14 protein-coding genes and 1 riboswitch are annotated in these 14,974 nt (G+C 53.0%); of the genes, 3 read left to right on the forward strand and 11 right to left on the reverse strand.

The genetic code is table 11. From position 1 onward, the window contains the following. Positions 1-25: 25 nt before the first annotated feature. The 5 genes from AC50Y3_RS24715 to AC50Y3_RS24735 all read right to left on the reverse strand — a co-directional run bounded on the left by AC50Y3_RS24715 (position 26) and on the right by AC50Y3_RS24735 (position 4,440). Positions 26-334, reverse strand: a complete 309-nt coding sequence (locus AC50Y3_RS24715; RefSeq protein ID WP_494821388.1) for a thioredoxin family protein — start codon at positions 332-334, stop codon at positions 26-28. A gap of 50 nt (positions 335-384) precedes the next feature. Beyond that, positions 385-1,044 carry a ribonuclease H gene (rnhA, locus tag AC50Y3_RS24720; RefSeq protein WP_494821389.1) on the reverse strand — a complete coding sequence of 220 codons (660 nt, stop codon included), beginning with the start codon at positions 1,042-1,044 and terminating at the stop codon, positions 385-387. Continuing rightward, positions 1,045-2,448, reverse strand: a complete 1,404-nt coding sequence (locus AC50Y3_RS24725) for a GGDEF domain-containing protein (RefSeq protein WP_494821390.1) — start codon at positions 2,446-2,448, stop codon at positions 1,045-1,047. It lies immediately after the preceding gene. 92 nt (positions 2,449-2,540) lie between these two features. Next, on the reverse strand, positions 2,541-3,008 hold the full coding sequence (locus AC50Y3_RS24730) for a chemotaxis protein CheD (protein ID WP_494821391.1): 468 nt from the start codon (positions 3,006-3,008) through the stop codon (positions 2,541-2,543). A gap of 133 nt (positions 3,009-3,141) precedes the next feature. Next, the gene (locus AC50Y3_RS24735; RefSeq protein ID WP_494821392.1) at positions 3,142-4,440 is read right to left on the reverse strand and encodes an NCS2 family permease; all 1,299 of its coding nucleotides are present in this window, start codon (positions 4,438-4,440) and stop codon (positions 3,142-3,144) included. 87 nt (positions 4,441-4,527) lie between these two features. Next, a riboswitch (purine riboswitch) is annotated at positions 4,528-4,627 on the reverse strand. A gap of 227 nt (positions 4,628-4,854) precedes the next feature. Between AC50Y3_RS24735 and AC50Y3_RS24740 the strand changes: the two genes are divergently transcribed. Both AC50Y3_RS24740 and AC50Y3_RS24745 read left to right on the forward strand, forming a co-directional pair. Then, positions 4,855-6,492, forward strand: coding sequence for an SWIM zinc finger family protein (locus AC50Y3_RS24740; RefSeq protein ID WP_494821393.1), 1,638 nt, complete (start codon positions 4,855-4,857; stop codon positions 6,490-6,492). Continuing rightward, positions 6,489-9,512 (forward strand): DEAD/DEAH box helicase, encoded by a 3,024-nt coding sequence (locus AC50Y3_RS24745; protein WP_494821394.1) that lies wholly within the window; start codon positions 6,489-6,491, stop codon positions 9,510-9,512. The genes AC50Y3_RS24740 and AC50Y3_RS24745 overlap by 4 nt, the downstream gene beginning before the upstream one ends. A 432-nt stretch (positions 9,513-9,944) precedes the next feature. Here the strand turns inward: AC50Y3_RS24745 and AC50Y3_RS24750 are convergent, their stop codons facing one another. From AC50Y3_RS24750 to AC50Y3_RS24770, 5 genes are all read right to left on the reverse strand, one after another. Then, positions 9,945-10,433, reverse strand: coding sequence for a hypothetical protein (locus tag AC50Y3_RS24750; RefSeq protein ID WP_494821395.1), 489 nt, complete (start codon positions 10,431-10,433; stop codon positions 9,945-9,947). A gap of 90 nt (positions 10,434-10,523) precedes the next feature. Next, positions 10,524-11,195, reverse strand: coding sequence for a carboxylesterase family protein (locus AC50Y3_RS24755; protein ID WP_494821396.1), 672 nt, complete (start codon positions 11,193-11,195; stop codon positions 10,524-10,526). A 100-nt stretch (positions 11,196-11,295) separates the two neighbouring features. Beyond that, on the reverse strand, positions 11,296-12,162 hold the full coding sequence (locus AC50Y3_RS24760; RefSeq protein ID WP_494821397.1) for a metallophosphoesterase family protein: 867 nt from the start codon (positions 12,160-12,162) through the stop codon (positions 11,296-11,298). Between the two features lie 31 nt (positions 12,163-12,193). After that, positions 12,194-12,535 carry a DMT family transporter gene (locus tag AC50Y3_RS24765; protein ID WP_494821496.1) on the reverse strand — a complete coding sequence of 114 codons (342 nt, stop codon included), beginning with the start codon at positions 12,533-12,535 and terminating at the stop codon, positions 12,194-12,196. Next, the gene (locus tag AC50Y3_RS24770; protein WP_494821398.1) at positions 12,535-13,317 is read right to left on the reverse strand and encodes an HAD family hydrolase; all 783 of its coding nucleotides are present in this window, start codon (positions 13,315-13,317) and stop codon (positions 12,535-12,537) included. The genes AC50Y3_RS24765 and AC50Y3_RS24770 overlap by 1 nt, the downstream gene beginning before the upstream one ends. Positions 13,318-13,540: 223 nt before the next feature. On the opposite strand from AC50Y3_RS24770, the gene AC50Y3_RS24775 reads away from it, so the two are divergent. Beyond that, positions 13,541-14,101 (forward strand): GbsR/MarR family transcriptional regulator, encoded by a 561-nt coding sequence (locus AC50Y3_RS24775; protein WP_494821399.1) that lies wholly within the window; start codon positions 13,541-13,543, stop codon positions 14,099-14,101. 59 nt (positions 14,102-14,160) lie between these two features. Here the strand turns inward: AC50Y3_RS24775 and AC50Y3_RS24780 are convergent, their stop codons facing one another. Then, on the reverse strand, positions 14,161-14,967 hold the full coding sequence (locus tag AC50Y3_RS24780) for a polysaccharide deacetylase family protein (protein WP_494821400.1): 807 nt from the start codon (positions 14,965-14,967) through the stop codon (positions 14,161-14,163). Positions 14,968-14,974: the final 7 nt, after the last annotated feature.

Consider the following 14,974-nt stretch of genomic DNA (forward strand, 5'->3'; position numbering starts at 1 on the left):
CGTTCCTTTCAGCGTGAAAGGAACGTTACTTTAGTAGGCGATACAGATCATCGACCGACCTCATCGCATATTCGAAACGGACAGGCTCCCCGCCCTCCAGAAGCACAAGGCAAGGCACACTGGAGATCCGCCATCCGTCTCGCAGGGTTGGCGAGAAATTGATATTCATCGTACGAATCGGCGTCGTGCTGCCGGCCGCTTCTACGATTTCGAGCATACGCAGCCCCAGCTTGCATGTTCCGCAGAGCGGCGTGAAGAAGTAGATCGCTTCCCGTTCATGCTCCGCTTTAGGTTGTCCCAGCCATTCTTGTTCGGTAATCTCTTGAAAAGCCATTTGTGCTTACTCCGTTCATCTACCAGTATGCTGCGGACTGCAACGGACGCTTATTTGCGCCCGTAATCCGCTTTGATTTCGCCCCACTGCTTCGTCTGCCACTTGACCACTTTATTGGAATACGTATTGGTTTGCAGCCACTTGACGGCGCGGTCTACCATGCCCCAAATCTCCGCCGTAGACGCATCCCTGACAAGGGTAGAGGATACTTCTTTCTGTCTCACCCATTTGAGTGCATTCATCGAATCGCTGTACACCGTCTTATTGCTGCCAAGCTTCTTTAAATAGGCTAGTCCATGTACAATGGCAAGAAACTCTCCGAGGTTATTCGTGCCTTTGGATATCGGGCCAACGGCAAAGATCACTTCGCCTGTTTGCGTATCCACACCTTTATACTCCACAGGTCCGGGATTTCCGTTTGTTCCTACGTCAACCGAGATGCTGTTATAATCAATCTCTTCGCTGCCCGCTTCCGCTGCGGCGCTCTTGCGTTTGAAGCTCTGCCCGGAACTGCTTCCGGCGCTGCCGCTGCCCTGTCCCCAGTGCTTCTTCCATCCGCCATGATAGGCTTCGTCGGCTGCAGCCTTTGTTTCGTACGACTTGAATTTAGCATCATCAAATCCGCTCGTTTGCGCCTGACACTCGTTCCAATTGCTGTATACGCCGGGTTTTCTTCCTACCCAAACGACATAAAACTTCTGCTTCGCCACCTACACACCTTCTTTAACCAAAGATTCACTGCCATAGACCTTCACTTGATTCCGCCCCTGCTGCTTGGCCTCGTAGAGCGCCGTGTCCGCATGGCGAACGAGCATATCTCTGTCGATCAAGGCCGTCGGCGTTAAGGCTGCCACACCTACACTAATTGTAACCGAGCTGCTGACGCGCGAAGCACCGTGAGGAATAGCCAGCTTCATGATCTCGTGACCCAGCATTCTGCCAAACTCCGCCGCATCTTCGAGGTTCGTTTCCGGAAGCAGTGCAATAAACTCCTCACCGCCGTACCGAGACACGAAACCGCCGTTCGGCAGGGGTAAGCTGCTTAGTACGCCAGCCACTTGCCGCAAGCAGGTATCCCCATCTTGGTGCCCGTAGCTATCATTATACGCTTTAAAATAGTCGATGTCGCAAAGGATAACCGACAGCGGAAGCGCCCCATGAACAGCCAGCTCCCATTCTTTGTCGAACAGGTCGTCAAAATGTCGGCGATTGGCAATGCCCGTCAGTCCGTCGACATTGGCTAATTGAGAAAGCAACTGATTCGTTTCCTGCATTTGCTGTTCGGCAAGCTTACGCTGCGTAATGTCTCGAAAAATAACCATAATAGCAGACTCTCCATTATATTGCATCCAAGATGCGGTCACTTCCACATCGATCGACTGTCCATCGACGCGCAAATAGACGCTCTCGAAAGGCCGCAGGACATCCCTGCTCTCAAGCACTTGCTCGACATGCTTCCTAGCTCTCGTCAAATAATCCGGATGCACCATACTTCGAAGCGGACGCTCCATTAACTGCTCCAGACTGCCGTCTCCCAGAAATTGAACCGCCTTCTGATTGGCCAATACAAGCTTACCGTCCGCGATGACCATAATCGCATCCGGCGACAATTCCACTAAGCAGCGATAACGATCTTCGCTCTCTTGCATGTCTTTCTCCGCTTTCTTCCGCTCGGTAATGTCGCTGCCAACGACGATCACTTCCATCGTTACGCCGTTTTCCCTAATCGGCATGACGCTGTTCAGGTAAGTGTAACCCTTTAGTTCGGATTCATATTGAAACTGTTCCCCTGCCCATGCTCGATCGTACACGCTTCTAATGTAAGCATACATATTCTCCGGAAAGATGTCTTCCATGGCCTTGCCAATGTCCGCCTGCGTCAACCCAAGCCTGTAGAACAGTTGACCGTCTGCCATCGTGTAGCGAAATCTTCCGTCTACCTTCTTAATTTTAAACGTAATGCCATGCTGCTCTCTTAGCAGCGCTGCATACTCCAGTTGAAGCGCCTTGAACTCCGCCCCCGCTCTGTGCATCCGGACGTAATAGAAGCGGCCCCACAAGAGAGCCGCCGTAATTGTACCTATAATTGTAGTTGTACTTGCCCAAGTCGTCATGTCTGCGCACCTGCTTGATAGGTTTATCAGTCATCATTCGACAACAATGGTGAATTTCCTCTAGGTGTCTTGTCGCTGATTGTGTACTCTTCTTACGAACTGAGCGGTAAAGTCGAGAGTTTAATCTCGCCTGTCTTCACACTCATCCTTAGCGTGCGACTTACCTGGCCGCCAACTTCAGCCTTAATGGGTTCTATATTCAAATGCTGCAGCATGAGCTGCACTTGCTCCAAGTTGCGGCTTCCGATTCGGAAGTAATCCCGTTTCTTCGGCTGTGCGCCTCCAAACAGCTGGATAATCAGGTTGTGCTTGCGGCAACCAAACTGCTCCACCATCTTGCGAATAAGTAAGGGTACGCCGGTTGTGGCAAAATGGCCCGGCCGTTTGAGCTCGTCCTTCGCGGAAAGCGGATGCGGAAGCACAATATGAATTAAGCCCGCTACTTTCTTAACCGGGCAGTAAGCTGTAACCGCCACACAGGTGGACAGGGAGAAGGTTGTGATTGTCTCTACTTGGTTGCCTGAACAAACCCATTCTCCCAATCCAACGACTCTATTCATGCTGACTGACTCCTATCCCCTGTGGCGGTTACATTTGTTTGCTGCTACGTCAGTATAGCAACTAAATGTTAGATCTTTTCTAGAGTAAGGGGCCATTCCAAAAAAAGTTTCACTCATACTTTTCAAACTTTTTTTAATGATTGAAAAATGCGAGCTGGATGAAGAACAATACCGCGAACAAATAGAAGATCGGGTGGACGTCTTTGATTTTGCCGCGTACCAGCTTTAGAACGGGATACACAATGAAGCCGACGCCGATGCCCGTTGCAATGCTGTACGTTAACGGCATAAGGACGACGATTAGGAATGCGGGGAAAGCTTCCTCGATGTCATTCCACTCGATTTTGCGCAGCACATTCAGCATCAAGAAACCAACGATTATAAGCGCAGGCGCAGTGATTGCCGGAATGCCGGCAAGTACGGATACAATCGGTGAGAAGAATAAGGTAACTGCCAGAAGGATACTAACGACAACGGCCGTTAGCCCGGTTCTGCCGCCGATCGCAACGCCTGCACTGGACTCGATATAAGCCGAAGTCGGACTTGTGCCAAGCAGCGCACCGACGGTCGTGCCGGCGGCATCGGCCAGCAGTGCCCCTTGGGAACGCGGGAATTTATTGTCTTTTAGCAGATTGGCCTGCTCCGCCACACCCAGCATCGTACCAGTCGTATCAAACAGCGTGATCAGAAGGAAGGTGAAAATGACCGAGTAGAGCCCTTTCGAGAACACGCTGCCAATGTCCAGCTGGAAGGCTGTTGCTGAAAGTCCGCTCGGCATCGAAACGACCGCATCCGGGAAGTGCATTTGTCCGGTTATCAACGCAATAATAGCTGTAATGATCATGCCTATAAATAGGAAACCCCGTACGCGGTAAGCCATTAGAATAAGAGAAATTACAAGACCTACTATAGTAAGCAGCGTCATCGGCGCAGAGAGATCGCCCAGTGTCAGCAGCGTCGCCGGGGAGTCGACGATGATCTTCGCGTTTTGCAAACCGATGAATGTAATGAACAAGCCGATCCCTGCCGTGATGGCATGCTTCAGACTTGTTGGAATCGCATCCAGCAGCGCGTAGCGGAACGAAGTGAGCGACAGCAGCACGAACAGAATGCCCGCGACAAAAACAGCCCCAAGCGCAACCTGCCATGAGATCCCGCTTCCTCCTACAACAGTGAAGGCAAAATAAGCGTTTAACCCCATTCCCGGCGCAATGACGATCGGATAGTTCGAGGCTAGTCCCATGATTAAAGTTGCGACGATACTCGCGAGCACCGTTGCGATGAATACGCCATGGAAATCCATGCCCGCTTCGCTCAGAATACCCGGGTTTACGATGACGATATAAACCATGGTTAGGAAGGTTGTGATCCCTGCCATGATCTCCGTTGACACGGTAGTGCCACGTTCTTGCAGTTTAAATAGTTTGTCCATCTCTTGCAGCGCCTCCTGTAAACCTTGTTGACCTAGCTTCCCCCAAATAAAAAAAACCTAACCTGCAAGCATAGGGAGTGTCATAGATACACGTATCCCTATGCTCGTAGTTAGGATTCTTCGGCTCCTTGTAGAAACCCTCAAACCATATTGTTGAGGATATACGAACGATTGATTAATGTTTAATTGGGTAAATCCTTTACTAGGTTAATGGTATTAGGCAGTGCTGTCAATGAAAAATTACGATTTTCGACGGTTAGAAGCGAACTATTCGAGCGAATGTTTGATTATCGTTCGGATTTTTGACTGTGAAAATTTCTTTTGCGGGAATGTTGTCTCTGTTCGCCTTTGTGTGAATCGAAACCTGATATAATAGAATGCAGTTTATGAATTCATGGGCAGGAGAAGCCAATTATGACGATGAAACTCCCTTTTTCCATCGATGATGCTGCGTGGACCGAGCTGGTCGCGCAGGTAGGCAAGCAATTCGATGACCTCACGCTCAAACGAGGCTTTCAATATTATAAGCAGGATCGGGTCCATTCGGTCACGATGCCTGAAGCCGCAATCGTAGAGGCTGCGGTAGACGGCTCCGACATGTTCGATGTCACGCTGCAGCTGGACGATATTCCGAGCTCTGTTTGCTCTTGTCCTTTAAAAACCGGCCGCTGCACGCATATTGTCGCGGTCTTGCTCTATTACGCCGCCGTGCAAGGGCGTTCCGTACTTGCCATTGTGAATGCGCGCTCAGCAGCGGCTGCGAGTGCCAATGCCGCTGCTAAAGGCGCTAAAGTCAGCGGAAAAGCCCCGTCGACAGAACGCCCGGCAGCACTCCGCGCGGATGAGCTCGCAGCGCTGAGCATCGCCGAATGGCATTCCCGGTTTGGCAGGACGCTCGGCCCTTTCAACCACAGCCCTCGCTTCTTGCAGGAAGCTAAGGAAATGCTCACAGGCATTCACAATATGAAGCCTGTGCTTACACTCGTGCTGGAGCAGCTGTTCAACCTGCACGCTTACTTGTTTGTGCTGGAGAAACTGGTCAAGCCGGCGCAAGAAGATTGGCGCCATTCCGGCCATTTCATGGGCTACCATACCCAGCTTGCGATGGATGAGCTGCTTGAAGCTGCGCTTCGCTGTTTAGACGAACCGATTCCGATTACATCAGAGTCTGAATATTGGCCGCGCGTGAAGGAAACGCTGGCGTATTTGCGGACGCATATGCTGAGGGAAGATCGCAGCTTAAACTGTTTTGCCAAGCTGTATCAGGTGTTCTGGATGAAGTGGATCCGGCCGAATTTGGATGGCAGCACCGAGCTGGTGCAAGACGAATTGAGCGAGCTTCAGCAAGCTGAGGACGTGCATGGGCAGCATCTGTCGCGGGTGCCTTGGATGCTGGCGCAATGCTTGATGTACTTCGAGCTGAACCAAGACGAGGACGCTTGGGCGCTGCTGAAGGCCGAAGGCAAACGGGCTTCCCTGCAGCCGGGCCAAGTGGATCCTTTATTAGAAGCGCTCGTACAGGTCGAGGCATGGCCGAGGCTTGTGAGCTGGCTGGAGCAGGTCGGTCCGATGCTTAGCCGTTACCGCAGCGACGACTTCAATTCCTATGGCGGCTATTGGGAGACTGCGCTCACGCACGTTGAAGATGCAGAGCCGCGGATGTGGGCAACACTTGGCGCCATGCTTCCCTATTCACGCAGTCTTTACGAAGAGGCGCTGCTCTCTTACGGCAGATGGCAGCAGTGGATGGACTATCAAATCAGTTCGGGCAAAGAACCGCTTGAATTCAAGGTTGGCGTCCTGAAGCCGATCGAGAAAGAAGCGCCTGAGCTGCTGCTTCCTTTCTACCATCAAGCGGTTGAGCGATACGTGCTGCTGAAGAACAGAGACAGTTATAAGGCTGCCGTGAAACTGTTGAAACGTCTGAACAAGCTGTATAAGAAAACCAAGCAGGACGAACGCTGGGACATCTTCATTAGCGCCTTTAGTGCGCGCCACAGCCGCCTTCGGGCCTTACAAGAAGAGCTTCGGAAAGGGGGACTGCTGTCATGAGCACGTACACGGAAACGATTTCGATTCAAGTCAGCCTGACTACGCATGGCGATGCACTTATTCACGGCTCGGTACCGAGCTTCGTCGTGACCGGCGTCTATGTGAAGCATCGGTTATTCGCATGGCATGCGCCCTCCTTCTACGGAACGGAGCTGGAGATCGAGAAGGTCCAGGACATGGAGTTTGTCGTGCTCCCCTCGGAGCATGTCATTCCTTTCTTTGGCGAGCGCCGACTGCTGGAGCATATGGAGTGGAACTGGGAAAATGATGCGGCCACGCTGGCAGCGGTGGCACCTGTTCTAGCGGCGTGTCTGGCGGAACGGAAATATGTGCCGAGCTTCGCGGCTTACCGGCGCGGCAAGCTGCAGTGGGTTTGGGACGAGGCGCAGCTGGATGCCGAGGCACTTGGCCTGCTTCGGCAGCATGGCTTGCAGGCCGAAGCCGGTGTGAGTGATGGACGAGAAAGCGAGGAAGAGGCTTTCTTCGCGGGTTTGCGCGCCGCGTTCTCGGCGGCTGTCTTCGCACAGTATTATGGCTCGGAAGAAACAGCGGCCGACTTGCGCCGCGACTTCCCGCTGCTCTTCGCGAAGGATCGTGCATCGGCCGTGGCCGGCATGGATGCACAAGCCTGGCTTGTCGCTTCCGGCTGGAAGGCAGATACGTCGCCGTTTCGGCCGCTGCTCCAACTGCTTGAGCCGGAAGAGGGCGAGGAGGATTGGCAGCTTGCGCTCGTGCTGCAAGATAAGCGCGAGCCTTCGCTGCTCGTTCCGCTTCGGCTGACGAGAGATGGCTCGGCGCTAGGCTCGTGGCCGACTTCGTGGTCACCGCATGTGCGCGAGCGTTCGGCCGCTTGGCTAGCGCATCTGCAGGCAAGCTTGCCTGCAGAGCGGCTTTCCGGCGGCGACGACGATGTCTTGAACTGCCCGCTGACCGATGATGCCGCATGGCAGTTCTTGACCGAGGGCAGCCAGCGGCTTATCGCTGCGGGCTGGCAAGTGCTGCTTCCCGCTTGGTGGGAAGCAGCCAGCCGCAAGAAGCCGCGACTGCGGGCGAAGGTTCGCCCCGGCGCAGGCCGCGATCGAACGAGCGGCGGCGGTTCGCTGTTCGGCCTTGATTCGCTCGTTGATTTTGACTGGCGGATTGCGATCGGGGACACCGATCTGACCGAAGAGGAATTCGCGGAGCTGGTCGCCCGCGGCGAACGGCTCGTCCGTTTCCGGGGACGCTGGGTGCCGCTTGATCCCGTGCTTCTCGCGCAAATTCGCAAGGCGATGGCAAGCGTGGATCGCAGCAGCGGCTTGTCTTTTCAGGATATTATGCAGCTGCATTTGCTTGGGAATGGTGCGGACGGTGCGGGTGACGGGTCGACGGATAACGGCGGTGCTGCAGAGGCAGATCCAGGCCGGGTTCAGCTTGAGGTGGAGCTGAATGAGCATCTGACGAAGCTCATGGCGCAGCTGACTCAGCAGACGGAATGGCCTTCGGCCCCTGTCCCTGCTACCTTGCAGGCGGAGCTGCGCAGCTACCAGCGGGATGGTTTTGCATGGCTCGCCTTCTTGCGCCGCTTCGGACTTGGAGCTTGCCTCGCCGACGATATGGGTCTTGGCAAAACGGTACAGTTCATCACCTACCTCCTGCATGTGAAGGAAATGGCTGAGCTTAGCGATGGTGGCAGCGGTGGCGCTGGAACGATGCCTTCTCTACTTATCTGTCCGACTTCCGTGCTTGGCAACTGGCAGAAGGAGCTCAAGCGCTTCGCTCCATCGCTGCGCATCATGCTTCATTACGGAAGCAAGCGGCAGAGCGGCGAGGCTTTCCTCGCGGAGGCAAAGGAAGCGGATCTTGTGCTGACATCGTTTGCTACGGCTGCGCTGGATCAGGATACGATCAGCAGTCTGCACTGGTCCGCTATCTGTCTGGACGAAGCGCAGAACATCAAGAATGCCGGGACCAAACAATCCGTAGCCGTTCGCAGCTTCCCTGCCCGGCACCGCATTGCGCTGACCGGCACACCGATTGAGAATCGACTGTCCGAGCTATGGTCGATCTATGATTTTATCAATCCGGGGTATCTCGGCAGCTCGCGTTCCTTTAATGAACAGTTCAGCCAAGCCATTGAGAAGGCGCGCGATGAGGAACGTACGCAGGATTTGCAGAAGCTGGTGAAGCCGTTCATGCTTCGCCGCAAGAAGAAGGACCCGGCGATTCAGCTGGATTTGCCGGATAAGAACGAGATGAAAACCTACATTAATCTCACCGCGGAGCAAGGCGCGCTCTATGATCAGACGGTTAATCAGCTGATGGAGAAGATGCAGTCGCTGGAGGGAATTGAGCGCAAAGGCGCTATTCTCGCTGCGCTTACGCAGCTCAAGCAGCTATGCGATCATCCGATGCTGCTCACGAAGGAACCGATTCCGGAGCCGGATGAGGAAGGTTTGCTTGCGACTGAGCCATTGATCGGCCGTTCGGCTAAGCTGGAGCGATTGCTCGCGATGGTGCGGGAGCTGCGCGAGGAAGGCGAGCGCTGTTTGATTTTCACGCAGTATATCGGGATGGGGCAGATGCTGCAGCGGGTGCTGGGACAGGAATTGCAGGAGCCGGTGCTCTATCTGCACGGCGGAACGTCCAAGACGGGCCGCGACCGGATGATCGAGCAGTTCCAGTCGCAGACACTGCCGGCTGCGGAACAGCCGAATGTGTTCGTGTTGTCCATTAAAGCCGGGGGCGTCGGACTGAATTTGACGGCGGCGAACCATGTGTTCCATTTTGACAGGTGGTGGAACCCGGCCGTGGAGAACCAGGCCACCGACCGGGCGTACCGGATGGGCCAGACGCGCGATGTGCAGGTGCATAAGTTCATCTCGCTCGGCACGCTGGAGGAACGCATCGACGAAATGCTGGAGAGCAAGCAGCAGCTGAGCGACAACGTCATCACGAGCTCCGAAGGCTGGATCACCGAGCTGTCGACAGATGCCCTGAAGGACTTGTTCACCCTGCGCCGCGATTGGATGGTAGGATAGCAGGCTGGAAAATAGAGCTTTCTCAAAGTGCTGCTGGCTGAAGGCGGTGTTTTGAGAAAGCTTTTTTGTTGGTTGTGTGTATGTATGGGCCGCGCTAAAATTCTAACGAACCGTAGAGGCCTTATTCCCGCGAAATAAGCCCCTAAATTATTCTAACGAACCGTGGGGGCCTTATTTGGGGGATTTGGAGCAGTATAGGGCAGTAAATCCCATAATAAGGCCTGTAGGATTCGTTAGATTTCCAATGCAGTCTTTTGGCTCAAATAAGACCTCTGTCGTTCGTTAGAGTGAAAGTCTGCTGAGGAATCGCTGTGATGGCTGCGGATAATCCCCTCAATCGGGTATATGTAGACCAGAGCTGCACCATGCGCATCCTTCCCACCCTAACAGTCCGCACAACAAAGGCGACCCTCCCGGGCCGCCTTTTTCAATCTATTTCACCTCAACCGCAAAATAATACTCAGCCTGCCCTTGGTCCAGGAACCACTCGCAGTGGATGTTATAGAGGTACACACCTTTCGCGGTGGGCACGTAATAGGAATCGCCGCCGCTGAAATCCTTGTTTGTATTGGTCAGAGTAAACTCTTTAATCCCGGGCGGTGGAACTTGCTCAATCAGAGAACCGCCTTTCACCGTGACGGGGTCTATTTGCGGAATGGATGCATCCACACTTGAGCAGGTTGCCGAATCACCTATGGATGAGCCACACCACGAGTAGGCACTCAGCTTCACAGGGATCGCTTCCCCGTCGATCGTAATCTTCGGTAATGGAGGTTTCGCGTCCTTGATCCATCTTGAAGCGATTGCTTCTTGGACCGAACCCTCCGATGCCTCCTTCTGATTCGAGCCGACAAGGAATCCTCCATAGAATGCACACGCGAGCGCGATCAGCGCAATCAAAATGATATGGGTTCTAGTCAAGTGAGCTTCCCCCCTTTACCTCAACAGACGGCCGCCCTACACATAAGGTTGCAAACTGACTATACCCTTACACGCAAAAGAACCCAGCCATCAATCGGCTGGGTTCTCTCTACGCTCATGCTGCAAAAACCACTGATACAGCTCCGTGTTCCGGTACGTTTCGCTCATGATGGGATGCTTCAGCCCCGGGTAGCTGGTGAAGGCGATATTGCCCCCGATCGCTTGGAGTGCATGCACCATATCGCGCGAACCGCTCACCGGCACAACATCGTCGTCTTCGCCGTGGAACGCCCAGATCGGGACGTTCTTCAGCAAGGCTGCAGCCTCGGGCTGGTACCAGCCGGAGAGCGGCGCCACTGCCGCGAACCGCTCCGGATAACGCGCCGCCAAGTCCCATGCGCCGTTGCCGCCCATACTGAACCCGGTTAAATAAATGCGCCGCTCGTCGATCCGGCAGCTCGCAACGAGATGATCGATCATCGCCATGACGCCATCTCGCTCGATCGGCCAGAACGAGTGTGTCCCGCACTGCGGCGCCGCAACGACAAATTTGAAAATGCCGCGGCTCTCCGCAATCGCCGGCAGCCCGTATCCATCAAGCGCGCTGAGGTCGTCGCCGCGACGATTAATGCCATGAAGAAACACGATTAGCGGCCAATCCTTCTCCTCTTGCTCGTCATACGCCGATGGCAGAAAGAGCTGATAGCCGATCGAGATGGATTTTCTGATTTCGGTCTGCAAGCTTTGCTTATACAATGCCATTCGCAGCGCCCTCCCGCCAATTAACCTGGTAAAATAATACATCCACTGCGGCGGAATAACAACAATAAAATAGGACACCTCTTCAGGTGTCCTGCCGCAACTAGGATGAGACCGGATAATTCACTAGAAATTGCGCGCCTTCCACCCATTCGCCTCGTTCGAAATCCCTTCCGATCACGAGTACACGGTCGGGATGCACTTCGACATAAAAGCCTTGGCTGCCATCCTTGTGCTCATCCTCATCCGTCCACAGATAAGCAGTTGAAGCGGCATTGAACATCGCCGGCAGCTGCCCGCCTCCGTCGAAGAACGTGTGCGGGGCATCTAACTCCCAGTGCGTATGACCGGTGAATAGGATCGCTTGGCGGTGTTTCGCCAGCACCGCTTTGAGCTCCGCATCCTGCGTGACGCCGTACCAGTTCTGCGCTTCAAGCGAGCCTGCCACAGTATCCTTCAATGGCTGATGCAGGAATACGAACACCGGCTTATCGGGCGAAGCCTCTTCTCCCAGCTTCGCATCCAGCCAAGCAAGCTGCGTCTCGGACAACGTGCAGTACAGACCAATCCCCTCTTCCGTCCCGAGGAAGATAAAATGGTACCCGTCGATCCAATGATCATGATACATGCCGGTCATGCCGGTTTGCGCTAGGAAAAGATCCATGTGATGTCGCCATTCATCGCCAATATCATGATTGCCGCTCGTCACATACAGCTTCGGGAGCGCCTCCCGGCTCGCATTCCAAATCCGGTGAAATTCCTCATACTCCTCAATAAGCCCGTTATCCGTCAAATCTCCGGCATGCATGATGCCGCAGCTTCCTTCGCCATTCGCCGCAATATCGGCAAGCGCCCGCTCCAGATTACGATTATGCTCATGCGCCGGATCATTGGTAATATGCGTATCCGTTATGACTTGGAAGGAGAGCAAAGGCCGCTCCAGCTGCTCTTGGTTTCGTTTCGTTTCCATAGAATGCGAATATCCCCCTATTAAGTCGGTTTCAATGCCCCTTACTACTCACCTGCAAGCCGATAACGCCAACAAGAATCAAACCAATCCATAAGAAGGAGATCGGAGGCAATTTCTCGTCGAAAATAAAATACCCGGCTATCGTAATCAGCACGATTCCGACGCCTGACCAGACCGCATATACAACGCTAACCTGCAAATAACCAAGCGCGTAATTAATTAACGTAAAGCTTGCCGCATAACAAACAAACATGATGATCGAAGGAATCAGCTTCGTGAAGCTCGCGGACAATTTCATCGAAATCGTACCGGTTAGCTCGAAGGCGATGGCAATCGCCAGTAGTATCCATCCCACGGTGCTCTCACCCTTCATCATGGCTGCTTATGCAGAGCCAATTCAGACATAGAAACGATAATGGCATCCGCATCGGGCAGCTTCGACCCTGCATCATCACTAGCGTCAGCCGCAATGCCGATGGCAACAGCCGCTCCGGCAAATTTAGCCATTTTCATATCCCCGTTCGTATCCCCGATGACAGCTACCCGCGAAGGAGAGAGCGACAGCCTTGAACAGGCCAGCTCTACCATATCCGGAAACGGCTTGCCCCGCTCCACCTGATCCGTCCCGATACATGCTGCAAAATAAGACGTGAGCCCCAGCCACTCCAATTGCCTAACAGCTGCGTCTGTCTCATCTGCAGTGACGACAGCAAGGGTAATCCCATTCTCGCGGCATTGCTCCAGGAATGAAAGCACGCCGGGAAGCGCTTTAGCTGCTCGCGCCGCATTCAGCTGCTCATCCGCATACTGCCGGCATTGCTGCACAGCAAGTTTTGCCTCCGCCCATGACAAGCCGGCAAGATAACCTTGCCAAGCGAGCACGGCAACCAGATCATCAATCGTGCCCATCGCAAGGGGACCATTACGATCGTAGTCGATGATCTCCCCATTCGAGGCGTGGCGCGTCCCCCACAAGGTTGCGATATCGAGCTGCATCGGCGGCAAATGGTTAGCCTCGAGATGGTTAGCGAACGCGGCCAGCATATGCTCGCTCCATTTGCCCCAAGTGAAGATAAAATCGATCAACGTGCCGTCTTTATCAAATAAAATAGCATCAATCGGATAACTGACGCCTGCTGCTGTCAATTGATTCAAGTCATCGTCTCCCCTCTTTACCACTATACTCATATCATGCGCCTTCATCAATCGCAATTTGTTCAAAAAATATTTAATTTTCATTGAATATTTGCGTATTTTCTTATTTATTGTTATAAATTCAATAATTATTGAACTAATGGAGTGAGGTTATTTCGTTTCCCCTATCGGTTTGGTATAATTTCACGGAACCCTTGTACATTCGGAGTCGGAGGCGGAGAACGTGAAGAAAGTCACTTCGGGGAAACTGAAAGAACCGGTGTCGCCGCGCGAGCAGTTTCGCATGAAAGTCATCGATGCCATTGCCAAAACGATGGACTTGTACGGCGTTAATTATTCCTTCGGCCAGCTCTACGGCATTATGCTCTTCGAGGATCGGCCAATGACGCAAGAAGAGATGCAGGCCAGCATGAACATGAGCAAGAGCAACATGAGCTACGCCGTTCGCGCGTTAATCGATTCCAAAATGATGGTCAAGCTGGAAGAGAAGGCTGACCGCAAAGAGCTCTACGAAGTCGAAGCCGATTTCTTCAAAGCCTTCCAGCAATTCTTCGCTGCGAAGCTGCAACGGGAAATAGATGTCATGCGCGGTGCTATTGACGAAGTGTTCCCCTCCTTATCGGAGATGATCCTCGAGCTTGACACCACAGAGGAAGAGCGGATGTTATGCCTCAAGGATCTCCATAAATTGAAGCATGCCGTACGCTATTATGAATGGCTGCAGCAGTTCGTCCATCAGCTGGAGAGCGGACAATTCTTTCAAGGATTCACAACCGAACAATAGGCAAAAGAACCTCCAAACCCACTGCAGCAGTGGCGTTGAAGGTTCTTTTTTTCATTAGCTCAATTGGCTGTCTCCGGCTCCATCTTCTGCTTAAACGAGGTCAAATCCATCTCACCCGAGATGAACAGACGCTTCAATAGATATGGATTTTGCAGCGAGGTTGTCATGCCGTCATCGAACGTAAATGCGTAATCATACCCGCTGTCCTTCACGATCTTCACGGTCTCAAAGCTGCGCAAGCCATACGGATAAGCTATGACGCGAACCGGTTTGGACAAATGCTTCTCAAGCAGCGCCTTAGAGCCGGCAATTTCATCGACTTGACCTTTCGTAGTATGGAGAGGCAAATACGGATGTGTCCGCGTATGCGACATCAAATCCCAGCCTCTGCCGTTAAGCTTATTTACCTCGCTCCAATTCATATAATCCGGACCGCCAACCCAGTTGGTGACCAGAAACTCCACAGCCACAAAGCCATACTTATTCAAGATCGGATACGCATTCGTAACGTTATCTTTATAGCCATCATCGAACGTAATCAGCACATTTCGTCCATCGTTTGGCATTTTTCCCTTCATTAATTGGTCAAACTGAATCAGGTTGATGCTCCGATAGCCTTGTTCGTGCAGCCATTGCATCTGTTCCTCGAGATGAACCGGACTGACCACATACGCCCCTGTTTTCTTATCCGTAATGGAATGATAGCAAAGCACAGGAATTTGAACCTCGGACTCACTGCTTGAGGCAAAAACAACAGTCGCTTTCTTAAAGGTAAGCAACTGATTCACGCCGATGGTAAACGACATGATTGCAAAAATAAAACCAGCCACGATAATAAGCAGCTTACGACTTTTATGTCTCTTCACGAGATCT

The sequence above is a fragment of the Paenibacillus sp. J22R98 genome, assembly GCF_059383835.1.